We start from the raw sequence: 23,382 nt of genomic DNA on the forward strand, positions 1-23,382 counted from the left end.
TCGGCGAAGTTCCAAACTCCCAGGAAACCATTCAGATCAATATTGCTTCTGGGAGTTCTGGGAAACACGATCTTCCGGCGGCCCCTTGCCACCCTTGACTTCGACTAATTCTGAAGGGCCGACTAAGTATGCTCGTTTCCGCATCCGCTGTTCGATCGGCGCATCCGGCTCGAATGCTGGCGCAACGCGGAAGATCAGGCGCGCGTGGCGGCGTGCAACATGCTCGGTCACGCTGAACCGTTCGATGCCGTGTCGTGGTTCTGGTCCGATCAATACGACACGACGATCCAGATCGCCGGCATGCCGTCGCACGGCGCGACGACTGTGATACGCGAAGCAGGCGACGATGCGCGCGTCTACTTCGCGCTCGATGGCGATGGTATCTTGGTGGGCGCGAGCGGCATCGGCCAGGCGGGACAGATTGCGAAGGATGTGCGGATCGCGCAGGCGTTGATCGCACGTCGCGCGCGTCGATGCGGCCACGCTCGCGGATCGTTCGATCAAACTGCGTTCTCTTTTAAGCGCCACGCTCGACGCCACGACATGACACAACGACTCGTCGTCTTTCAATCGCTCTGGGCAATGGAGCGCCGTAATACCGACGGCCACGAGCGCACGCTCGAAGAAAACGTGCGCATGATCGCGCAAGCCGGTTTCGACGGCGTCAGCGCGCATTACACGAAGCGCGACGACGTGCGCACGCTGGCCGCGCTCTTGAAGGAACATGGTCTGCAAGCGGAAGGACAATGCTTTCCGCGCACGGTCAGCGATCTCGCGCCCGTGCTGGAGAATGCGCTTGAATTCGGCGTGCATCATATCGATGTGCAACCGGACGTGCGGCCGCGCACCGTGCGCGAATGCGTCGCGCTGCTCGAAGGCTGGCAGCGTCTCGCCGATGATGCGGGCGTGCACATGTATATTGAAACGCATCGCGACCGCATGACGACGGATCTGCATTTCACGCTCGATCTGCTCGATGCCATGCCCGATCTGAAACTGCTCGCCGATCTCTCGCATTACCTCGTCGCGCGCGAATTCCCGTATCCCGTCTCGGATGAAAATCACGCGATGATTCATCGCATCCTCGATCAATCGTGGGCGTTTCATGGGTGCGTGGCGAGCCGCGAGCAGGTGCAGGTCGAAGTGTCGTTCGAGCCGCATCGCATGTGGGTCGACCTGTTTCTCGACTGGTGGACATACGGCTTCGCATCGTGGCGGCGGCGTGCCGGCCCGGACGATACGCTCGCCTTCACCTGCGAGCTCGGCCCCAAGCCTTACGCGATCATCGGGCGCGACGGCAACGACACGACGGATCGCTGGGCCGAAGCGCTGCTGATGAAGGAATGGATCGAGTGCATCTGGCGCGAGACCGAAGTCTCGACGCGTTAGGCCGGATCGGTTTCGCCGCTTTCGTCGGCGGGCAGGTTGTTGATCTCGGGCGCGGGGCGCCTTTCGATAGCGTCGCGAAGCGGAAGCCGTTGCGGCCCTTGCGCTTCGCTTCGTACATCGCGCGATCGGCGTCGGAGAGAATCGTGTCGGGACACACGCGCGAACCCGGCGGACACGTCGCGATACCCACGCTGGCGCCGATCTGCGCGCGCGTCGCGCCGAGTTCGAACGCGCGGCCCACGCTGCGGCAAATATCCTGCGCGATGCGGCTGCACGCGCTCGACGACGACACGCCGCGCACCAGCAGCACGAATTCGTCGCCCGCGAGGCGGCAAACGAGATCGTCGGCGCGCGTGATCTTTTTCAGGCGTTGCGCGACCTGTCTGAGCAGATCGTCGCCGACATCGTGACCGTAATCGTCGTTGACGTTCTTGAAGCCGTCGAGGTCCATGAAGAACAGCGCGAAGGGCGCGTCTTCGGTATGCGCGGCATCGACCGCGAGCGCGAGTTGTTCCTGAAGCGCGCGACGGTTCGGCAAGCCGGTCAGCATGTCGCGCATGACTTCGGAGCGCATCGCGTTCTCGCGATGCTTACTGTCGGTGATGTCCTGCGACATGATGTACAGGCCGACCACTTCGCCGCGCTGCAATTCGGGCACGTACGTCGCCTTCCAGATGCGATCCGGCGCGGCATTGTAGACGACTTCTTCGAGCGTCACGCGTTCGCCCGCGAGCGCGCGCAGCAACGACGGCTGGCAGCACGAATACGATTTTTCTCCGAGCGTTTCGCGCACGCTCTTGCCGCGCAGCGCGCCCGGATCCACGCCGAATATTTCGCGATACGTCTGATTGTTGAAGCGATATCGCAGCGTTTCATCGACGTGCGAGATCAGCACCGGTAAATTGTCGGTGATGGTCTGCAAGGCCGCGCGGCTGCTGGTCAGTTCGCTGGTGCGTTCGAGCACGCGGCGTTCGAGTTCCTGCTGATAGTCGCGCAAAACCTGTTCGCTCTGCTTACGACTGGAAATGTCCTGCATCACGCTGACGAAGTGCAGCGGGCGGCCCTTGTCGTCGCGAATCAGCGCGACGCTCAGATCGACCCACACCAAACCGCCATCGCGGCGTCGATAGCGCTTTTCCAGCGAATACGTCTTGCAGCGTCCGGCCAGCAGATCGCCGACGAGTTGCAAGTCGGCGTCGAGATCGGCTTCCTCGGTGATCTGCTGAAACGTCATGCGCCTGAGGTCGTCGGCGGTGTAGCCGGTGATTTCGCACAGTTTCGGATTCACTTCGACAAAGTGGCCGTCGAGATCGACGATGGCCGCGCCGGTCGGCGTCTCATGAAAAATGGTGTGAAAACGCGATTCGCTCAACAGCAGCTTGCGGCGATCGACTTCCTGCACGACGCGCGACACGCGCGCGAATTCGCGTTGAATCAGTTCGCGTTCGATGGTCGCGGCGAGATCGCACAAGGCGGACTGCGCGCTCGCGCTCAGCGTGCGCGGCTTCGAATCGATCACGCATAAAGTGCCGAGCACGAGGCCTTCCGACGATCGCAGCGGCACGCCCGCGTAAAAGCGGATAAACGGCGCGCCGGTCACGAGCGGATTGTCCGCGAAACGCAGATCGCGGTGCGTATCCTCGACCACCAGCAGCCGGCCCGAATGCACCGAATGCGCGCAGAACGACGCATCGCGCAAGGTTTCGCACACGTCCACGCCGACGCGCGACTTGAACCACTGGCGCTGCGCATCGACCAGCGAGACGAGCGCGATCGGCGCCTGCAGCATTTCGGCGGCGACGCGGGTCACGCGGTCGAATACTTCCTCGCTCGGCGTGTCGAGCAATTCGAGGCTGCGCAGCAGCCGCAATCGTTTGTCTTCGTTGGCGGGAAAAGGCGCCACCTGCCAGTTTTTCACGCTTCTGACTCTCGTCTCGTTGACTCCAACCCGATGCGCGGCTCGCGCGCGAATGGGCTTCGAACGGCAGCTTTGCGCGCATCGCGCACGGCCCACTGCCACGTTCGCAATGTACTCGCCGATACGCTCGTTCGAAACGCCGAATAAAGGGTGACTTGTGCCTCAGTTCACGGCCGAAAGCGGACGAAGCTCGAATCATCGGATGAATAAGCGCCGAACGCGGCGCGCCAAGCTTTCGACAGTTAATAAATAAAATTACTAAAGCCTGTCAAATGTATTTCACATTTATTTCATAAGGTAGCGCGTCATCCGGCGAGCCGGGATGTCGCACGCCGGATTCCACCCCACAAATCCAAGGATTAGAACCACACATGGCGCAGCCACTCGATCTTTCCCGTCGCAAGGCCCTCAAGATCCTCGCGGGCGCACCGATGCTTCCGCTCGGCTCCGTCGCGGCGTCGACCTCGTTCCTGACCGCGTGCGGCGGCAGCGACGACAACACGCCCGCGCCCGTCGCCAATGCGCAGTTCACGACGGCGTCGTTCGGCGGCATGGCCGCGCCCGCGCTCACCGACGCAGCCGCGATGGCCAAGACCACCGTCGCCTCGACGATGACGCTCAGCTTCAGCGACGGCAGCAGCCGCGCCTACAAGCTTGCGTATCAGCCGTTCTTCATGACGGGCGACACGGTGACGAATACGGCGGGCGGCACCATCGTCGCGGGCGGCTACTTCGATATCAACAATCAGCCGATCATCGACAGCACGGTGGCGAGCGGCGCGCGCCAGTATTTCTCGGACTGCCCGGACGGCACCTCGCTCATCAAGATCGACAATTCGACCGTCAAGGGCGTGAAGGGCAACGCGGTGTTCGCCGTGGTGCAGTTCGAATACACCACGCGCGACGGCGCGGGCGAGGACATGTACGGCCGCCTGCCGTCGCCGATCGCCGTGCTAACGCTCGATCAGGACCCGGCCACCGACAAGCTCGCGCTGGTGAGCTACGCGAACGTCGATACCTCGAGCGCGAACGGCCTGTGGATCACCTGCGGCGCGAGTCTGTCGCCGTGGAACACGCATCTGTCGAGCGAAGAATACGAGCCGGATGCCGCCACGCTGTCGACCAACGATCAGTTCAAGGCCTACAGCAAGAACCTCTATGGCGACAAAACGCGTGCGCGCGCCTATCACTACGGCCATCTGCCGGAAGTGACGGTGCATGCGGACGGCACGGGCACCATCAAGAAGCATTACTGCCTCGGCCGCATCTCGCACGAACTGATTCAGGTGATGCCCGACAAGCGCACCGTGATGATGGGCGACGATGCGACCAACGGCGGCCTCTTCATGTTCGTCGCGGACAAGGAAGCCGATCTGTTGGCGGGCACGCTCTATGTGGCGAAGTGGGCGCAAACGTCGTCGGCGGGCGCGGGCTCGGCCACGCTCACGTGGATGAACCTCGGTCATGCGACCAGCGACGAAATCCAGAACCTCGCCAATACGCTGACCATCGCCGACATCATGGACGTGGTCACCGACGAGAAGATCGGCGCGACGCTGGATACGAGCTATACGCGCATCAACTACAGCGGCAAGTACAACTGGATCCGCATCAAGCCTGGCATGGAGAAGGCCGCCGCGTTCCTGGAGACGCATCGCTACGCCGCGCTGCGCGGCGCGAGCCTCGGCTTCACCAAGCTCGAAGGCACGACGGTCAACGCGAAGGACAAGATCGTCTACACGGCGATGTCGCAGATCACCGCATCGATGATCAAGACCAGCAAGTACACGATGGATATCGCGCTGGACAAGCAGATTTCGTCGGGCGCGGTGTATGCGTTGAACCTGAAGAGCGGCCAGAAGGACCTGACGGGCGGCACGATCAGCAGCGAATGGGTGCCGGTCGATATGGCCGCGCCCGCCGCGCTGGTCGGCGAAGACCTCGCCGCCGCCGATGCGCTCGGCAACACGGCGAATCCGGAGAAGGTCGCGAACCCGGACAACCTGAAGTTCTCGGAGAAGCTGCGCACGCTGTTTATCGGCGAGGACAGCAGCATGCACGTCAACAACTTCCTGTGGGCGTACAACGTCGACCCGAAGACGCTGACGCGCATTCTGTCGACGCCGGCGGGCGCGGAATCGACGGGTCTGCACGCGGTCGACGAGATCAACGGCTGGACCTACATCATGAGCAACTTCCAGCATCCGGGCGACTGGGGCAGCGTGCACAAGCAGGTCCAGTCCACGCTCGATCCGCTGGTGCGGGCGAACTACAAGGACCGCTACGGCGCGTCGGTCGGCTATCTGACCGGCGATCCGGCGGCGGTCAAGCTGGCCTGAGCGGGCTGAATCCTGCCTGAATGTCGATAAGGCGGGCTGCGGCGCGCCTTATTTGTTTTCGGCCGCATTCCACGTATGCGCCGTCGTGCGCCATTTGCCGTCCGTGCCTCGAGTCATGACCTTGAGCAGCACACCCTTGAACGCCTGCTTCTTGCCGTCCTTGTCCAGCATCGCGCTCCAGTTCGCCGTCTCGTACATCACGTTGCCATGATGGCTCGCGTGCACGACGCTGGTCGCGTGATCGTGGACGCCAGCATCGAAGAAACTCTTGAAGAGCTTTTCGATTTCATCGCGTCCCTGCACGGTCTTGCCGTTGCCGGGCGAAACGACGGCTTTCTCGTCGTAGAGCGCGGCGAGCGCGTGGGCATCGCCCTTGTTGAAGGTCTGGTCCCAGAGCGCGTTGGCGTGTTCGACGGACGAATCGGCGGCATGCGGATACCACGCCGGACTGAGTGCGACGAGCACGACGAGCTTCCCGATCATCTTCTGCATGACGTTCCTCCGATGCGAAAGGTAAGACGTAAATGAACGCACGTGTTTTGAAACAATCGTTTGTGCGTTACATTTAATGAGGATTGTTCGTCAGTGCGTGAAGTATAGGAACGGGCGGCTCCGTTAATCAATTACGGAGAAGGTCTCAAAGCGCCGCCGCCAGCGCGCCGATCTGCCGGAAAGCCGCGTCTCGCTGCGCGGGCGCCGCGTGCACGGCTTGCGTGAGATACGCGGCGACGAGAATGGGCGCGCGTCCCGTCGGCCACACGATGGCGATATCGTTCGCGGTGCCTTGTTCGCCCGTGCCGGTCTTGTCGCCGATGCGCCAGTTCGACGGCAAGCCCGCGCGCAATCGCGTGCCGCCGGTCTGATTGGCGACTAGCCACGCCACCAGCCGATCGCGCGACGACGAAGACAGGCGCTGACTGAGCAAGATCTCGCGCATGTCGGTGAGCATCGCGCTGGGCGTCGTGGTATCGCGGAGATCGCCGTCGATGGCTTCGTTGAGCGCGGGTTCGATTCGATCGAGCCGCGTCGTCCGATCGCCGATCTGGCGCGCGAACGCCGTCAGCGCCGTCGGCCCGCCGATGCTCGCGAGCAGCAGATTCGCCGCCGTGTTGTCGCTGCGCGTGATCGCCGCTTCGCATAGTTCCGCGACCGTCATGCCCGCGCCGCCCGCGCGCGGACCGCTGACGGGCGAATTCGCGACCACATCGTCTTTCGTGAAGGCGATCCGCCGATCCAGCGATTCCTCGGCACGATCCTGTCGTTCGAGAATGGCCGCGGCCAGCAGAAACTTGAAGGTGCTGCACATCGGGAAGCGCTCGTTCGCGCGGTACGCGTAGTGCGTGCCCGATGCGGTATCGAGGATCGCCACGCCGAGCCGTCCGCCGGTTTCCGATTCGATCGACGCGAACTGATGTTCGATCGCATCGTCGGCGGCGAAGGCTTTCCATGCCGAGCCGAAGGCCACGCATGTCAGCGCGGTGGAAATAAAGGTACGTCCGGATGTCATCGTCGGCTCCGTGAGAGAAGCCGTCACTATCGTGAGTTTCGCTTTTCGGGACAAACGATGAATTGTTGCCGCTGCCTTTAGAAAAACTATCGGCTTACCTGAACGCCCGCATCTGCGCCGTCATCATCTGCAGCATCTTGTTCGACGCCACCGACAAGCGCCGGCCCGTGCGCGTGACGAGATGCGCTTCGGCATCGGCGAGAATCGGATGCGTGATGTCCACCGCGTACAGTTCGCCCGCTTCCATTTCGGTCGTGACGGCAAAGGCGGGCAGCACGGTAATGCCGAGTCCCGATTTAACGAACTGCTTCAGGATGGCGATGGAGTTGGTCGTCATGACCGGATCGAAGCGGATTTTTTCCGCGTATTCGACCGCCTGCAGCATCTGGCACGTGCCGTAGGACGCGTGCGTGACGGCGAGCGGGTACTTCGCCAGATCGTGCACGGTCATCGACGTGACGTGCTTGCGCGGAAATTTCGGTCCGACGATGGCCATCATCGGCTGACGCTTGATTGCGCGCGACACGAGCTTCGGCTCCTGCGGCGGGTTGTAGACGAGGCCGATTTCGCCTTCGTCCTCGCCGATCTTGCGGATCACGTCGTTCGTGCCGCCGAGATCGAGATTCACCTTGATGCTCGGATAGTGCTTGCAAAAGGTCTGCATCGGTCCGGACAGCAGATCGGACACGAAGCCTTCGCCGAGCACGATATTCACCTGACCGGTGCGCAGCCCGCGCAATTCCTGAAGGCGCGAAAGCAGGTCGTCGCGATGCGCCAGCTGCTCGCGAAAATACTCGATCACGCATTGCCCGGCGTCGGTCGGTTTCACGCCGCGCGCGTGACGCTCGACCAGCGTCGCGTCGAGTTCCTTTTCCAGCAAGCCGATCTGCCGGCTCACCGCCGATGGCGCGACGTTCAGGAAATCCGCCGCCGCGCGGATCGTTCCGCAGCGCACCGCTTCGAAAAAATAGACGATCCGGCTGTCGGTCAGGTTGTCGCTCATGGCTTATCCGTACAGTTCCGAGTATTCTAATTTTTAGAACAATCTCAATATTGTCGTTGATTGATTGTACGGCTCCCCGGCGTGAATATGACAGGAACACGCAACGAGAAGGAGTCTCGCGGATGAAAACGGTAGGTGTGATCGGCTTGGGGAACATGGGGCGCGGCATGGCGCTGTCGGCGGTGCGCGGCGGATATCGCGTGCTGGGCTTCGATGCCGCGCCGGGCGTCGCGGAAAAATTGCAGGCGGAAGGCGTGGAAGCACGCGCATCGATCGCGGCGATCGCGGCCGATGTCGACGTGCTGATTCTGTCGCTGCCGACATCGGCAATCGTCGAGGACGTGGTGCTCGGCCAGGGCGGCGTCGCGCAGAGCGGCAACCCGGGCCTGATCGTCGTCGATACCACGACGGCGGACCCCAACAGCACGAAGAAAGTCGCCGCCGCGTTGGCGGAATGCAAGATCGGTTTCGTCGATGGCCCGGTAAGCGGCGGCCCAAAAGGCGCGGCCACGGCCACGATGACGATGGTCCTCGGCGGCTCGGATGCGGACGTCGCGGCGGTCGAGCCGATTCTCGCGGTGATCAGCGCCAAGCGCGTGCATGTCGGCCCGGTCGGCGCGGGTCACGTGACGAAGATCATCAACAACATGCTGACTGGCGTGCATCTGCTCGCCGCGAGCGAAGCGGTGCGCGCGGCCGAAGCAAACGGCGTCGATCCGGAAAAGCTCGTCGAGGCGCTCAACGGCGGCTCGGGCCGCAATAGCGCGACGCTCACCAATTACCCGACGTGGATCTTCAACGACACCTTCAATTCCGGCTTCACGATGAAGCTGATGCGCAAGGACGTGCGCCTCGCGATGGCGCTGCTCGACAGCGTGCACGCGAGCGCGCCGATCGCCAAGGAATCGGGACGCCTGTGGGCCGCGAGTGAAGCGAGCATCGGCGATGCGGAGGATTTCAACCGCATCGTGCAGTTCATCGAATCGAAGTAAAAGGATCGGTAAAAAATGGAATACAACGCAGCGGAACAACTTCTCGCGGCCTTCGCGCATTTCTTTCCCAACGCGAAGACCATTGGCTCGTATGTCGGCGGCGAATTGATCGAAGGGCAAGGCGAAACCATCCAGCTTTACGATGCCGCGACCGGCAAGCCGAGCCTCGCGTACAAGGACGGTGGCGAAGCGGTCGTCGTGCAGGCGGCGGCAGCGGCGGAACGCGCGCAAAAACAATGGTGGGCGATGACGCACGCCGCGCGCGGCCGCGTGATGTTCGAGATCGCGCGCGAGATTCGCAAGGAAGCGGAAAACATCGCGCGTCTGGAATCGCTCGGTTCGGGCAAGCCGATCCGCGATTGCCGTGGCGAAGTCGCGAAAGTCGCGGAGATGTTCGAGTACTACGGCGGCTGGGCCGACAAGTTTTACGGCGAAGTGATTCCCGTGCCGACCTCGCATCTGAACTACACGCGCCGCGAGCCTGCCGGCACCGTATTGCAGATCACGCCGTGGAATGCGCCGGTCTTCACTTGCGGATGGCAGGTCGCGCCCGCCATTTCGATGGGTAACGCCGTGCTGCTGAAGCCGTCCGAACTCACGCCGTTCACGTCGATCGTGGTCGGGCTGCTGGCCGAACGCGGCGGCGCGCCGAAGGGTTTGATCAACGTGCTGGCGGGTCTCGGTCACACGGTCGCGCAATCGGCGATCGCCAACAAGGCGGTGAAGAAGGTCGTGTTCGTCGGCTCGCCCGCGACGGGTGCGCGCATCGCGGAAAGCGCGGCGAAACGCGTGCTGCCGTGCGTGCTGGAACTCGGCGGCAAGTCGGCCAACATCATTTTCGGCGATGCCGATCTGAAGCGCGCCGCGCTCACCGCGCAGGCCGCGATCTTCGCGGGGGCGGGACAAAGCTGCGTCGCGGGTTCGCGTCTTCTGGTGCAGCGCTCGGTCTACGACGAATTCGTCGCGATGGTCGCGGCGGGCGCGAAGAAGATCAAGGTCGGATCGCCGCTCGACGATACGACCGAAGTTGGCCCGATCAATAATCGTAAGCAGTACGATCATGTGATCTCGATGATCGAACGCGGCATCGCGTCCGGCGCGACGCTGGCGGCAGGCACGTCGGAACGCTCGGATGCAGGCTATTTCGTGCCGCCGACGGTGCTCGCCAATGTATCGAACGAAATGGATGTGGCGCGCACGGAAATCTTCGGGCCGGTCGTCGTCGCGATTCCGTTCGATACCGAAGAAGAAGCCATCGCGATCGCCAACGATACGGAGTTCGGTCTCGCGGGCGCGGTCTGGACCAACGATGTATCGCGTTCGCATCGCGTCGCGGCGCAGGTGAATGCGGGCACGTTTTGGGTCAACGGCTACAAGACCATCAACGTGGCGTCGCCGTTCGGCGGTTACGGTTTGTCCGGCTACGGGCGTTCGAGCGGCGTCGAGGCGCTGTACGAATATACGCAGACCAAGAGCGTGTGGGTCGAAACCGCAAAAGATCCCGGCACGACTTTCGGCTATCTATGATGTCTTGACGCAGTGCATCCGCGCCGCGCAAAACCATGCGGCGCGGAGCGAACAGGGGAGAAGAAAAAATGGAAAGCACGTTGAGCGCGGGACGCCACGAAAGCAGTGGTTTAAGAACCGCGAAGCTCTTTTTCTATGCGGCGGTCATTCTGCTGATCGCGGAGTTCATCGGCTCGTTTACCTTCAAGATCGGGCCGGGCAAGGTCATTCTCTTGCCGATGATCTGGGCGCTGTTGCTCGGCGCGGCGCTCGGGCTCGTGTCCGAACGCTGGAAGAGCAGCGCGCGGCTCGACGTGCGTAGCCAGTTTTATGCGGCGGCCATTCTTCAACCCGCGTTGCTGTTGTTCGTATCGAAGCTCGGCCTGATGGTCGGCAGCGCCTTGCCGAAGCTCGCGGCCGCAGGCTGGGCGCTCGCGTTTCAGGAACTCGGCCACTTCGTCGGCACCATTCTGCTCGGCTTGCCGCTCGCGCTGCTGCTCGGCATCAAGCGCGAGGCGATCGGCACGACGTTTTCCGTGGGACGCGAACCGAGTCTTGCGATCATCGGCAAGAAGTACGGCATGGATTCCGCCGAAGGCCGTGGCGTGCTCGCCGAATATCTGACGGGCACGGTGTTCGGCGCGGTGTTCATCGCGATTTTCGCGGGCTTCGTCGCGAGTCTGCATATCTTCCATCCGCTCGCCCTGGCGATGGGCTCGGGCGTCGGCTCAGGCAGCATGATGGCGGCGGCATCGGGCGCGATCGCGGCGCAGCAGGACCCGGAAACGGCCAAGTCCGTGCTGACGTTCGCGGCGGCCAGCAATCTGATCACGACGACGGTCGGCACGTATTTCAGGCTCTTCATCTCCTTGCCGATGGCGCTGTTCGGCTATCGCGTGCTCGAGCCGATCATCGGCCGTAAGACGAAGGCGTCCGCCGCCAGCGAGGCCGTCGCCGCGCCCAAACTCGGTGACGTGAAAACCGAAGCGCCGGAACTCGGCTACGGCGGCAAGCTGCTCGCATGGGCCGCCACCGCGATCATGGCGCTCGCCGCCGACTGGATCACGCACGGCACCACGCCGATGCAAGGCCTGCCCGGCATGCTGATCATGGTGCTGGCGACCATCGTCGGCGATGCCATCGCGCAAGCGACGGGCCGCAAGATTCCGGCGGTGTGCTGGGTATCGATCGTCGCGATGTTCCTGACGTCGCCGTGGTGTCCGTGTGGCGCGCAGATCGCGCAAATCAGCTCGGTCAACGACTTCCTCGGTGTGACCACGCCGATGCTGACGTTCGCGGGCCTGTCCATCGCGAAGGATATTCCGGCGTTTCGCCGGCTCGGCTGGCGCATCGTGCTGGTGTCGTTCGTCGCGAACGCGGGGACGTTCCTCGGCGCGGCGATCGTCGCGCAGCTCTTTCATATCTGATCGACGCCGATCGATCGGCCGACGACGGTGGGCGCGGGGGTATAAAATCGACAGTATCGATTTTGTCCCGCGCTCGAATGCGCCTGCCGTCATGGAACCTTCTTCGAGCAAAGATCCCGCGCGCCGGAAGATTTCTCCGCGCATGCTCAACGTGCTGACCGCGCTCATCGGCATTGCGACGCTGGCTTTGGGAATCGGCTGGCTGATTTACAGCTGGACGGTCGATCTGGAAGTGCCGTACTTCGCCATTCCGCTCGTGATGACCGTGCCGGTGATCGTCGCGGTGGCGTTTTGAAACTGCTGGGAATAGCTGCCGTTTTCGACCGACGAAGGTCGGCGCATAAAACAAAACGCCGCGTGTTTGATACACGCGGCGTTTTGTTTTTAATCGTTGGTAGGCTCGATTGGATTTGAACCAACGACCCCAACCATGTCAAGGTGGTGCTCTAACCAACTGAGCACGAGCCTAAGGAGCCGCGAATTTAGAGACCCGATTCGCGGTCCGCAAGCCCTCACGCACAACTTTCTGCACGATCATGCATCGGCTGGCTACCTTTTGGGCCTTGCGCGGCATGACCGGCGCATCTCACACACTTCTTTACGGTCTGAATGCAATGATATAACATCTCATTCGTTCTTGAGTGACCTTCCTTTCCATCGGCTCGATTCCCGCGCCCAGCCACGCTCGCATTATGCAACGATATATTGTTGCGTGGCAGGGCGTGAATAGTGGCGAGCCGACTTATCGCTGAAAACTTCGAATAACGACCGTGACCAACATCTTTACGTGCTCCTTTTCACGATCCCGCCGGCTGTCGCCGATCACCCTGGCGTTGCTCGCGCTGACCGCTCAGGCCCAGCAGCAGGACGATTCCGCCAAGCCGACGTCCGTCCCCGGCGGCGCGCTCGCGCCGGTTTTCGTCACGGCCAATCCGCTCGGCGATACCGATCTGATCGCGCCCGCCACCGCGCTGTACGGCGACGAGCTGACGCGCCGTCAGACCAACTCGCTCGGCGAGACGCTCAACGGTTTGCCCGGCGTATCGACGACGACCTACGGCCCGATGGTCGGCCGCCCGATCATTCGCGGCATGGACGGCGATCGCATCCGTCTGCTGCAGAACGGCGTCGCGGCGTGGGATGCGTCGTCGCTGTCCTACGATCACGCCGTGCCGCAGGAACCGCTGACGGTCGAGCGCGTCGAGATCGTGCGCGGGCCGGCGGCGCTGCTGTACGGCGGCAACGCGATCGGCGGCGTCGTCAATACGATCGATAACCGCATTCCGCGCGAGCCGGTGAAGGGCGTCGACGGCGCGGTCGATGCGAGCTACGGCGGCGCAAACAACGCGCGCGCGGGCGAAGCGATGGTCGAGGGCGGCAACGGCCGCTTCGCCTTCCACGTCGATGCCTTCGATCGCGAGACCAGCAAGGAGCGCATTCCAGGCTTCGCGCATTCGGATCGCCAGCGCGCGCTCGACGGCCCGGACGCCGATCAGGCTTACGGCAGCATCCCGAACAGCGATGGCCGCTGGCACGGCGGCGCGGTCGGCACGTCGTACACCTGGGCCGACGGTTACGCCGGTCTGTCGTACAACGGCTACGAGGCGAATTACGGCTCCGTCGCGGAAGACGACGTGCGGCTGCGCATGCATCAGGATCATGCCGCGTTCGCATCGGAAGTGCGCAATCTGCAAGGGCCGTTCTCGCAACTGAAATTCGACTTCGGCTATACGGATTACGAGCACAAGGAAATCGACAACGGCGAGACCGGCACGACCTTCCGCAATCACGGTTACGAGGCGCGGATCGAGGCGCGGCATCGCAAGATCGGGCCGCTCGAAGGCGCCATCGGCGTGCAGATCAGCCAGAATACGTTCTCCGCGCTCGGCGACGAAGCGCTCGTGCCGACGACGCAAACGACCAACGTGGCGCTGTTCGGCCTGGAAGAATGGAACGTCACCGATGCGTTCAAGCTGAGCGCGGGCGCGCGCTACGAGCACGTCAAGCAGGACCCTACGGCTGCGGGCAACGACAAGTTCGCGGGCGTCGCCGATCGCGATTTCAATGCGTTCAGCGCATCGCTCGGCGCGTTGTACAAGCTGACGCCGGCATGGGCGGTGGCCGGCAATATCGCGTACACGGAGCGCGCGCCGGCGCTGTACGAACTGTTCGCCAACGGTCCGCACGATGCAACCGGCCAGTACCTGATCGGCAATCCGGATGCGCAGAAGGAAAAAGCCGTATCCGCCGATCTCTCTCTGCGATTCGCCAGTGGTCCTAACAAAGGCAGCATCGGCGCCTTTTACAGCCGCTTCCGCAATTACCTTACCGAGTACAACACCGGTCGTCTCGTCGATGACGACGATCAGGTCGTCGCGCCAGGCACCGACGATGCATTGAACGAAGCCGTCTATCGCGGCGTGCGCGCCGAGTTCTACGGCATCGAACTCGACAGCAAGTGGCGCGTGTACGAGCACGGCGCGCACAAGGTCGATGTGTCGCTGGTCGGCGACTACACGCACGCGCGCAACATCGATACCGACCAGCCGCTGCCGCGTATCTCGCCGCTGCGCGCGACCGTGGCGGTCGATTACGGCTATGGCCCGTTCGGCGCGCGCGCGGAAATGGAGCATGCGTGGGCGCAGCATCGCGTGCCGGAAGACGATCTGCCGACGGCCAGCTACACCAAGCTCGGCGTGATGTTCACCTACAAGTTCCATGTCGGCACGACCCACTGGCTCGCCTATGTGCGTGGCGACAACCTGACGAATCAGGAGATCCGTTACGCGAGTTCCGTCGTGCGCGATATCGCGCCGGAAGGCGGACGCAGCGCGATGGTCGGCTTGCGCACGACCTTCTGACGCGCGACCACGATACAAGGAGCGACTCATGGATTCACGGCTGCCGGTCACGGTACTCTCGGGTTTTCTCGGCGCAGGCAAGACCACGCTACTCAATCACATCCTCAACAATCGCGAAGGGCGTCGCGTCGCGGTGATCGTCAACGACATGAGCGAGGTGAATATCGATGCGACGCTGGTGCGCGACGGCGGCGCGCAGTTGTCGCGCACCGACGAGAAGCTCGTCGAGATGAGCAACGGCTGCATCTGCTGTACCTTGCGCGAGGATTTGCTGCTCGAAGTGAATCGGCTCGCGAAAGAAGGGCGTTTCGATCAGCTCGTCATCGAATCGACGGGGATATCGGAGCCGCTGCCGGTCGCGGAAACCTTCACGTTCGCCGATGAAACCGGCCAAAGTTTGTCCGATGTCGCGCGTCTCGACACGATGGTGACCGTCGTTGACGGCTTCAATTTTCTGCGCGATTTTAGCTCGCAGGAAAGCCTGCAATCGCGCGGCGAATCGCTGGGCGACGACGATCATCGGACCATCGTGGACTTGCTGATCGAACAGGTCGAGTTCTGCGATGTCATCGTGCTCAACAAGACCGATCTCGTCGATGCCGCCGAGCGCGAGCGCTTGCACGCGATTCTGCGCGGGCTCAATCCGCGCGCTCGCATCGAAGTGTCGTCGTTCGGCCGCGTGCCGCTCGATCGCGTGCTCGATACGAAGCTCTTCGACTTCGACGCCGCCGCCGAAGCGCCCGGATGGCTGCGCGAAATGCGCGGCGAACCTACGCCGGAGACGCAGGAATACGGTATCGAAAGCTTCGCGTGGCGCGCGCGGCGTCCGGTGCATCCGCAACGCTTCTGGGATTTGATCAATAGCGAATGGGAAGGCGTGGTGCGCTCCAAAGGCTTCTTCTGGCTGGCGAGCCGTCCGGTGCAGGTCGGCTCGTGGTCGCAGGCGGGCGCGGTGTGCCGGCATGGCGCGGCGGGATTATGGTGGGCCGCGGTGCCGAAGGAACAATGGCCGACCGATCCCGAAGCGCGGCAAACCATCGAGAAGGAATGGGATGCGAATGTCGGCGATGCGCGACAGGAGATCGTGTTGATCGGCATCGAGATGGATGAAGCCGACTTGCGTCTTCGTCTCAACGCATGTCTCTTGAGCAACGATGAAATGGCGCTCGGCCCCGAAGGATGGATGCGTTTTCCCGATCCCTTCTTCCCTGCGTGGAGCGAAGTCGACGCAGAAGACTGAACCTTCGAAGGCTTGCCGGCGCAATAGAAATCAAACAGCCGGCAAGCCCATTCAGCCAATCGAAAGCTCGCGGCGCAAGGCCGACAGGGTTAACACCCGGATTTAACGAGCTATTACCTCGGCCCACGGCTTCATCGATAAATTCACTCTCAATCGTGCAGGGTGTTTTCATCGAAGGAGGGTCGATGGCAAAGCTGATTCATACCATGATTCGGATCAAGGACCTGGACCGTTCACTGGACTTCTATCGGTCCGCACTCGGACTAACCCCTAGTCATCGACTCGATTTCGACGACTTCTCGCTCGTCTATCTGCGCAACGACGAAACCGAAGCCGAGATCGAATTGACCTGGAACAAGGGACGCGCCGAACCTTATACGCATGGCGATGGCTACGGTCACTTCGCCGTCGTCGTCGACGATGCGCGCGCCGAGCATGAGCGCCTTGTCGGTCTGAAGCTGTCGCCCAAGGACGTGAAGGAGTTTCGCGACGGCAAGGGCGATCTGATCTCGCGCACCTTGTTCGAGACATCGAACTCGTTGAAGTTCTTGATCTTCGGATCGAGCGTGACGGCCACGACGGGAATGCGCTGCGTCTCGTTCATGATCGTGAAGTAGCCGCTCTTGACCAGCTCGTCGCGCAGCTTCACGGCATTCGCCAGCGTGTGCGTCATGATGCGCTTGTAGCCGTCGAAACCCCAGCCGCATGAATTGATAGTACTGCACGGCGATCGGCGCGGCATTGCGGCTGAAATTGAGTGTGGCCGTGGGCATCTCGCCGCCGAGATAGTTCACGTAGAAGATCAGATCCTCGTTGAAGATCTTGCGCTCGCGGAACACGACCCATCCGAGGCCCGGCGGCGTGAGGCCGAACTTGTGCCCCGATGCATTGATCGACTGCACGCGCGGCAGGCGAAAATCCCACTTGTAGTCGGGGTAAAGAAACGGATTCACGAAGCCGCCCGACGCACCGTCGATATGCATCGGAATGGAGACGCCGGTGCGCTTCTCGTAATCGTCGAGCCAGTCGTGGATCTGCTGGATATCGTCGTCTTCGCCGGTGAAGGTTTGCCCCGCGATGGCGACCACGGCGATGGTGTTTTCGTCGACGTACTGGTCGAGCTGATCCGCCGTGAGCCGGTAATTGCCCGGCTTCAGCGGCACGATGCGCGGCTCCACGTCGAAATAGCGCAGAAACTTCTTCCACACGATCTGCACATTGCTGCCCGTCACCATATTGGGCCGCGAACCGTCCTTGCCGGCTTTCTCGCGCGCCTGCCGCCAGTTCCATTTGTGCGCGAGCCCCGCGAGCATGCAGGCTTCCGACGAACCGATGGTCGCCGCGCCATACGGCTCGACGCCCTTCGGCCCGTTCCATAGCTCATGCAGCCAGCGCACCATGCGCCGCTCCATCGCGAAGAGCTGCGGATACATATCGTGATCGATGTAGTTCTTGTACATGCTGCGCCGCGCGGTTTCCAGCGCTTCCGGCTCGGCGAAGGTCGTCACGAACGACGACATGTTGAGCATCGGATTCGTGTCGGTCCATTCGTCGCTCCAGACGAGCGCGTTGGCGGCGCGCGCGGAAATGCCCTTGCGCGGAAACTCGTCTTCGGGCACCTCGATGTTGAACTCGTCGTACATCGTGATTTTTTCGAGCGGCATGCTGGCCGGATCGGGTGATGGTTCCATCGTGGCTCCTCGTTGTCTGATGCGTCGTGCCGTGATCGCTCTACTTCGCCTTCTTGCCGGTTTCCTTGTTGAAGCGCTCGACGTAGCGATCCATCAGCTTGCGGATCGACCGGCCGATATGCATGTAATCGCTTTCGTTGAGATTGGCGAGCGACACGCGCCCCGACGGATGCGGCGTGCCGAAGCCGCGCCCCGGCAGCAGCACGACGCGCGCTTCCTTCGCCAGCTCGAACAATAGTTCGGATGGCTTAGTGTTTTTCATCACCCATTCGACGAAGTCGCGGCCATGCGTCTTGCCGCCGAAGTATTCCAGATCGAGAATCGTGTAGTAATCGACCTGATTCTCGTCCTTCTCGGCGTCGTCCAGCGCCAGACCCATCTCGCGATACAACGCCTGCTTGCGGCTGCGGATCAGACGCTTGAGCGCGTTCTTGTATGCGTCGGGCGTGTCCATCAGCGAGAAGAGCGAGAACAGCACCATCTGCACCTGCTGCGGCAGCGACAAACCCGCAGTGTGATTCAGCGCGACCGTGCGGCTGTCGGCCACCAGCCGGTCGATGAACTTGAGCTTGTCCGGCTCGGTCGTGATCGATTCATACCGATGATGCAGAATCTCGCGCTTGTCCTTCGGCAGCGCGGCGAGCTTCTCGTCGAAGATATTCTCGCGATGCGTGGCGATGGTGCCGAACCGCCATCCCGTCGCGCCGAAATACTTCGAGTACGAATACACGAGGATGGTGTTCTTGGGGCACAGCGCGAATAGCGACACGAAGTCGTCGGCGAAGGTGCCGTACACGTCGTCGGTCAGCAGGATCAGATCGGGCCGTTCCTTGACGATCTCGGCAATGTACTGAAGACTCGCGTCGTCCATCTTCACCGACGGCGGATTGCTTGGATTCACGAGGAAAAATGCCTTCACCTTCGGATCGCGCAGCTTGTCGAGTTCCTTCTTCGAGTATTGCCAGCCGTTCGCGACATCGGCATCGAGATTGACGACCTCGAGCTTGTAGTCGTTCAGCGTCGGAATCTCGATGTACGGCGTGAAGATCGGCCGGCCCAGCGCAATGGTGTCGCCTTCGCTGATCAGGAAGTTCTCGCGCATCGTGTTGAAGATGTAGGTCATCGCCGCGGTGCCGCCTTCCACCGCGAAGATATCGAACTCGCCGACGAACGGATGCTTGCCGATCATCTCGCGCCGCAGATATTGCCCGACGATGATCTCCGCGAGCTTGAGCATCCGATCCGGCACCGGATAGTTGCAGGCGAGAATGCCTTCGCACATCTCGTAGAGAAAGTCGCCAGCGTTGAGCCCGAGTTGATCGCGCACATACGACACCGCGCCCACCAGAAACGCAATGCCCGCCACGCCCTTGTTCTCGCGCGCGAAAATCTCGAAACGCTCCTCGATGCCCTCGCGCTTCGGAAACCCGCCGATGCCTTCCGGCATATACGCGAACGAACGTTCCGACTCGCGCATCGCGAACAGGCCGAGTTGCCAGAAGCCGTGACGCTGGATCGTCGCGAGAAAGTTCGGGTTGCCGCGCCCGGCGTTGAGCATCGCGAGATTCGCGGGCCGTTCGACCACGCCGCCGCCCGCCGCCTTGATGAGTTCGTCCTTCAGTTCGAACGGGCTGAGCGACGCCATCGCGGCGCTATCGTCGTGATCGGATTTCGAGGATTTGGCCATCCAACACCTCCGGGAGATGAGCAGAAAAGTTCGATACGAGCCGCGTGCGGCGTCAGGAGAGCAGCATGACCACACCATGCCCCAGATCGTCAGCAGCGTATTGCCGACCGCGTAGGTCACGGTGTAGCCCAGACCCGGCACCTGACTCTTGGCGGCATCGCAGATCATGCCGAGCGCGGCCGTCGTGGTGCGCGCGCCTGCGCAGATGCCGAGCAGAATCGCCGGATGAAACTTGAACACGTACTTCGCGATATACATGCCGATGATGAGCGGCACCGACGACGCGAAAATGCCCCACAAAAACAGGCTTACGCCGAGCTTCTGCAGACCCGCGACGAAGCCCGGCCCGGCCGTGATGCCGACCACCGCGATGAACACGTTCAGCCCGACCGAGTTCATGAACCACAGCGTCGGCGAGGGAATGCGTCCGAAGGTCGGATGAATCGCGCGCAGCCAGCCGAACACGATGCCCGCGATCAGCGCGCCGCCCGCAGTCGACAGCGTGATCGGAATGCCGCCCGCGCGAATCACGATCGCGCCGATCAGCGCGCCCAGCGTGATCGCGAGACCCGTGAACGCCATGTCCGCGACATCGCTCGGGCGATCGATCACGCCGACCGCTTTCGCGACCGCCGTGGTGTCCTGCGTGCGGCCGACGAGCGTCACCGTATCGCCGCGATGCAGCGTGGTGCTCGGCAGCACGGGAATCGGCGTTTCGGTCGCGCCGCGCTTGATACGGCGGATAAACACGCCGCGCGCACCCGGCAATTGCGCCAGTTCGGACAGCTTCTTGCCGTCGACGTCCTTGCTCGTGATGTAGATATCGACGCCTTCGACCGGCACGGCGAGCAGTTCCGCGTCGTCCACTTCGTGCGCGACGCCGCCGAGCACCTGCACGAGTTCCTCGCGCCGCCCCGCGACCGCGACGATATCGCCGCCCTGCAGCACGTCGTCGATCTTGGCGTCCTGGATCGTGCCGCCGCGCCGAATCCGCTCGATGAACAGCCGCGCGCCCGGCAGCTCCAGCGCTTCCGCCTGCCCGACCGTCAGACCGGCCACGCGCCCGCCCTCCTGCACGCGATACGCGCGCAACGCGAACTGATGCCACGCGCTGCCCGCGCCGCCAATTTCCGCTCCGCCGCCTAACTGCGCTTCGTAGTCCTTGCAGGCCGCGACGAGATCGATATTCAGCAGCTTCGGCCCGAGCATCGCGAGGATCAGCGCCGAGCCGATCGTGCCGTAGATGTAGGTGACGGCGTAGGCCGTGGGCATCGCGTCGAGCAGCGCCTTGGCCTGATCCGGCGGCAAGCCGATGCGGTTGATCGCGTCGGTCGCAAGGCCCATCGATGCGGAAATCGTCTGAGAACCGGCGAACAGCCCCGCTGCCGAGCCGATGTCGTAGCCCGCGATCTTCGCCGCCGCGTAAGGCGCGGCGAGGCACAGCAGACACTGGATCACCGAGAACAGCGCTTGCGGCAAGCCGTCTTTCGCGATGCCGCGCACGAATTGCGGCCCGACGCCGTAACCGACGGCGAAGAGAAACATCAGAAAGAAGACGGATTTGACGTTCGGCGAGATCGTGATGCCCAACTGCCCGATGGCGATGGCCGCGAGCAGCGTCGCCGTAACCGAGCCGAGACTAAAGCCCTTGAAGCTTTTCCCGCCGACCCAGTAGCCCACCCCCAGCGAGAGGAAGACCGCGATCTCGGGATAACTGCGCAGCGTTGCGGTAAGCCATGACATAGGAGCTCCTTTCCGTGATGTGCCTCGCGTACGTGTGTGTGTCGCAGCGAGAAGGAAACGAAGGGAATGAATGACTTGAAACCATGCTGCCCGTATCGTTAGGATGCGATGCAGGCCGTGGGGAGCCTTGCCCGCGATCGGGCTTAATCATCACCAATACACCATTTTTGTCGTAGCGTTCGACGAAAGCGCGATAATTCTGCGACGCGGGGCGCCCACTCGTTTCGTTGCGGGATGCGAAGCGCGCTCCGTCGGCACGCGGCCGGCGAATCCGCTTTTTACCCAGCTTTTGGGCTCGCCGCTTCGGATACTGCCGGCCGTTTTCCGGGCCCGCATCGAGACCGAGTTCGTCCCTGGCATACGACACCGCGCCGCGCAGAAAGTCGATTCCCGCCGCGCCCTTGTGCTCGCGCACGAAAATCTCGAAACGTTTCTCCAGTCCATCCCGCCTCGAAAATCCGCCTACACCTTCCACCAAAGAGCGAACGAGCGCTCGGACTCGCGCATGGACATTACCGACATTCGACACCTCGTTGTTTCAGCGACAATGATTCGCGACGCATGATTTCGACGGGACGCCTGTCAGCTGAGCAGCATGACGGTCACCATTCCCCAGATCGTGAGGAGCGTGTTGCCGACGGCATACGTCACCGTGTAACCGAGACCCGGCACCTGACTCTTCGCGGCATCGCAGATCATGCCGAGCGCGGCCGTGGTGGTGCGCGCGCCCGCGCAAATGCCGAGCAGAATCGCTGGATGGAACCTGAATACGTACCGGGCGATCAACATGCCCAGAATCAGCGGCACCGCCGACGCGAAGATGCCCCACAAAAAGAGACTGACGCCCAGCTTCTGCAAGCCCGCAACGAAACCGGGACCGGCGGAAATGCCCACCACGGCGATGAAAACGTTCAGCCCTACCGAATTCATGAACCAGAGCGTGGGCGCCGGTATGCGCCCAAAAGTGGGATGGATCGCGCGCAGCCAGCCGAACACGATGCCCGCGATCAACGCGCCACCCGCCGTCGACAGCGTGAGCGGCACCGCGCCCATCTTCAGCACCAGCGAACCGATGAGCGCCCCGACCGCGATAGCCAGCCCCACCGTGGCGATATCCGCCACATCCGACGCGCGATCCTGCACGCCGAGCGACTTCGCCGCAGCGCTAATGTCTTGCGTGCGCACGATCAGCGTGACCGTATCCCCGCGATGAACCTGCGTGTTGGGCAACACCGGAATCTGCGTCTCCGTCGCGCCGCGCTTGATCTTGCGCACGAACACGCCGCGCGCACCCGGCAGCGCCGACAACTCACGCAACGTCTTGCCGTCCACCTGCTTGCTCGTCACATAGACGTCGATACCTTCTGCCGGCACCGACAGCAACTCGCGATCGTCGACTTCTTCTGTGCGGCCGCCGAGCAACGCGACGAGTTGTTCGCGCGGTCCCGCGATCGCGATAATGTCGCCCGCCTGCAGCACGTCATCGCTCTTCGCGTCCTGCAGCGTGCCGTCGCGCCGGATCCGCTCGATGAAAAGCCGTGCGCCGGCCGGTTCCAGCGCTTCCGCCTCTCGCACGCTCAGACCGGCGAGCTTGCTGCCCGCCGCGACGCGATAGGCACGCAACGCGTATTCATGCCACGCAAGAAGCGCGTTGCCCGAGTCGCCCGCGCCGCCCAAGGTCTGCTCGTATTCTTTGCATGCCTTGACGAGATCGATACGCAGGAGCCTGAGCCCGAGCATGGCCAGAATGAGTGCCGAGCCTATCGTGCCGAAGATGTAGCTGACCGCGTAGGCCGTGGGCATGGCGTCGAGCAAGCCTTTCGCCCTGGTCGGCCCGAAGATCGCGGATAAGGCGATCATCGGCCCGGGCACGGCCATTGGCTTACACAAGGGCGACGCCGACTTGCAGAATCGCCTGAACACCGCGTTCGATACCATCAAAAAGGACGGCACGTTCAAGCGCATCATGGCAAAGTACTTCACCACCGATATCTCGGTGCAGTAAGCACGGTTCGACGCGTTCGCGGCTTGATCCGCGAATCCATCGGAAAGGCATCGCGTGCGGTGCCTTTCTTTTTT

15 protein-coding genes, 1 tRNA gene and 4 pseudogenes are annotated in these 23,382 nt (G+C 62.5%); 10 read left to right on the forward strand and 10 right to left on the reverse strand.

Annotated features, from left to right (window positions below; translation table 11 throughout):
* The first annotated feature begins 219 nt into the window (after nt 1-219).
* Complete coding sequence (locus tag BVER_RS05525) at nt 220-1,389, forward strand: oxidoreductase C-terminal domain-containing protein (protein WP_157055935.1); 1,170 nt, start codon at nt 220-222, stop codon at nt 1,387-1,389.
* Here the strand turns inward: BVER_RS05525 and BVER_RS05530 are convergent.
* A complete protein-coding gene (locus BVER_RS05530; protein ID WP_232316399.1) occupies nt 1,283-3,307 on the reverse strand; it encodes a diguanylate cyclase domain-containing protein in 2,025 nt (674 codons plus the stop codon). The genes BVER_RS05525 and BVER_RS05530 overlap by 107 nt on opposite strands.
* Nucleotides 3,308-3,678: 371 nt before the next feature.
* Between BVER_RS05530 and BVER_RS05535 the strand changes: the two genes are divergently transcribed.
* Nucleotides 3,679-5,646 (forward strand): PhoX family protein, encoded by a 1,968-nt coding sequence (locus tag BVER_RS05535; RefSeq protein WP_050452431.1) that lies wholly within the window; start codon nt 3,679-3,681, stop codon nt 5,644-5,646.
* Nucleotides 5,647-5,694: 48 nt separating this feature from the next.
* Here BVER_RS05535 and BVER_RS05540 read toward each other — a convergent pair whose 3' ends face one another.
* From BVER_RS05540 to BVER_RS05550, 3 genes are all read right to left on the reverse strand, one after another.
* A complete protein-coding gene (locus tag BVER_RS05540; RefSeq protein WP_232316400.1) occupies nt 5,695-6,138 on the reverse strand; it encodes a YybH family protein in 444 nt (147 codons plus the stop codon).
* 145 nt (nt 6,139-6,283) lie between these two features.
* Nucleotides 6,284-7,153 (reverse strand): class A beta-lactamase, encoded by an 870-nt coding sequence (bla, locus tag BVER_RS05545; RefSeq protein ID WP_050452432.1) that lies wholly within the window; start codon nt 7,151-7,153, stop codon nt 6,284-6,286.
* Between the two features lie 94 nt (nt 7,154-7,247).
* The gene (locus BVER_RS05550) at nt 7,248-8,156 is read right to left on the reverse strand and encodes a LysR family transcriptional regulator (RefSeq protein WP_050452433.1); all 909 of its coding nucleotides are present in this window, start codon (nt 8,154-8,156) and stop codon (nt 7,248-7,250) included.
* Nucleotides 8,157-8,278: 122 nt separating this feature from the next.
* Here BVER_RS05550 and BVER_RS05555 point away from each other — a divergent pair, with 122 nt between their 5' ends.
* The 4 genes from BVER_RS05555 to BVER_RS05570 all read left to right on the forward strand — a co-directional run bounded on the left by BVER_RS05555 (nt 8,279) and on the right by BVER_RS05570 (nt 12,376).
* Complete coding sequence (locus BVER_RS05555) at nt 8,279-9,148, forward strand: NAD(P)-dependent oxidoreductase (RefSeq protein ID WP_050452434.1); 870 nt, start codon at nt 8,279-8,281, stop codon at nt 9,146-9,148.
* Nucleotides 9,149-9,163: 15 nt separating this feature from the next.
* Nucleotides 9,164-10,675 carry an aldehyde dehydrogenase family protein gene (locus BVER_RS05560; protein WP_050452435.1) on the forward strand — a complete coding sequence of 504 codons (1,512 nt, stop codon included), beginning with the start codon at nt 9,164-9,166 and terminating at the stop codon, nt 10,673-10,675.
* 68 nt (nt 10,676-10,743) lie between these two features.
* Nucleotides 10,744-12,081: a DUF3100 domain-containing protein gene (locus BVER_RS05565; protein WP_050452436.1), complete on the forward strand. Its 1,338-nt coding sequence runs from the start codon at nt 10,744-10,746 to the stop codon at nt 12,079-12,081.
* A 91-nt stretch (nt 12,082-12,172) separates the two neighbouring features.
* On the forward strand, nt 12,173-12,376 hold the full coding sequence (locus BVER_RS05570; protein ID WP_050452437.1) for a hypothetical protein: 204 nt from the start codon (nt 12,173-12,175) through the stop codon (nt 12,374-12,376).
* Between the two features lie 97 nt (nt 12,377-12,473).
* Here BVER_RS05570 and BVER_RS05575 read toward each other — a convergent pair.
* A tRNA-Val gene (locus tag BVER_RS05575) sits at nt 12,474-12,549 on the reverse strand.
* 302 nt (nt 12,550-12,851) lie between these two features.
* Between BVER_RS05575 and BVER_RS05580 the strand changes: the two genes are divergently transcribed.
* The 3 genes from BVER_RS05580 (at nt 12,852) to BVER_RS29845 (ending at nt 16,799) form a co-directional block, all read left to right on the forward strand.
* Nucleotides 12,852-14,942, forward strand: coding sequence for a TonB-dependent receptor (locus tag BVER_RS05580; protein WP_232316401.1), 2,091 nt, complete (start codon nt 12,852-12,854; stop codon nt 14,940-14,942).
* Nucleotides 14,943-14,970: 28 nt separating this feature from the next.
* Entirely contained in the window at nt 14,971-16,182 is a 1,212-nt protein-coding gene (gene zigA / locus BVER_RS05585) for a zinc metallochaperone GTPase ZigA (RefSeq protein ID WP_050452438.1), read from the forward strand.
* 185 nt (nt 16,183-16,367) lie between these two features.
* Nucleotides 16,368-16,799, forward strand: coding sequence for a VOC family protein (locus tag BVER_RS29845; RefSeq protein ID WP_083452050.1), 432 nt, complete (start codon nt 16,368-16,370; stop codon nt 16,797-16,799).
* Nucleotides 16,800-16,901: 102 nt separating this feature from the next.
* Here BVER_RS29845 and gad read toward each other — a convergent pair.
* The 5 genes and pseudogenes from gad to BVER_RS05610 form a co-directional block, all read right to left on the reverse strand.
* Nucleotides 16,902-17,873 (reverse strand): annotated as a pseudogene (gad, locus tag BVER_RS05590) (glutamate decarboxylase); the annotation flags it as partial.
* 40 nt (nt 17,874-17,913) lie between these two features.
* The gene (locus tag BVER_RS05595) at nt 17,914-19,560 is read right to left on the reverse strand and encodes a bifunctional aspartate transaminase/aspartate 4-decarboxylase (RefSeq protein ID WP_050452455.1); all 1,647 of its coding nucleotides are present in this window, start codon (nt 19,558-19,560) and stop codon (nt 17,914-17,916) included.
* Between the two features lie 132 nt (nt 19,561-19,692).
* Nucleotides 19,693-21,303: pseudogene (gene aspT / locus BVER_RS05600) on the reverse strand (aspartate-alanine antiporter); the annotation flags it as partial.
* A 328-nt stretch (nt 21,304-21,631) separates the two neighbouring features.
* Nucleotides 21,632-21,813: pseudogene (locus tag BVER_RS36195) on the reverse strand (bifunctional aspartate transaminase/aspartate 4-decarboxylase); the annotation flags it as partial.
* Nucleotides 21,814-21,885: 72 nt separating this feature from the next.
* Nucleotides 21,886-23,136: pseudogene (locus tag BVER_RS05610) on the reverse strand (aspartate-alanine antiporter-like transporter); the annotation flags it as partial.
* Between BVER_RS05610 and BVER_RS33445 the strand changes: the two are divergent.
* Nucleotides 23,105-23,308, forward strand: a complete 204-nt coding sequence (locus BVER_RS33445; protein WP_232316402.1) for a transporter substrate-binding domain-containing protein — start codon at nt 23,105-23,107, stop codon at nt 23,306-23,308. The pseudogene BVER_RS05610 and the gene BVER_RS33445 sit on opposite strands and share 32 nt — an antisense overlap.
* Nucleotides 23,309-23,382 lie beyond the last annotated feature (74 nt).

Source organism: Candidatus Burkholderia verschuerenii (genome assembly GCF_001189365.1).
Taxonomy (GTDB): Bacteria; Pseudomonadota; Gammaproteobacteria; order Burkholderiales; family Burkholderiaceae; genus Caballeronia; species Caballeronia verschuerenii.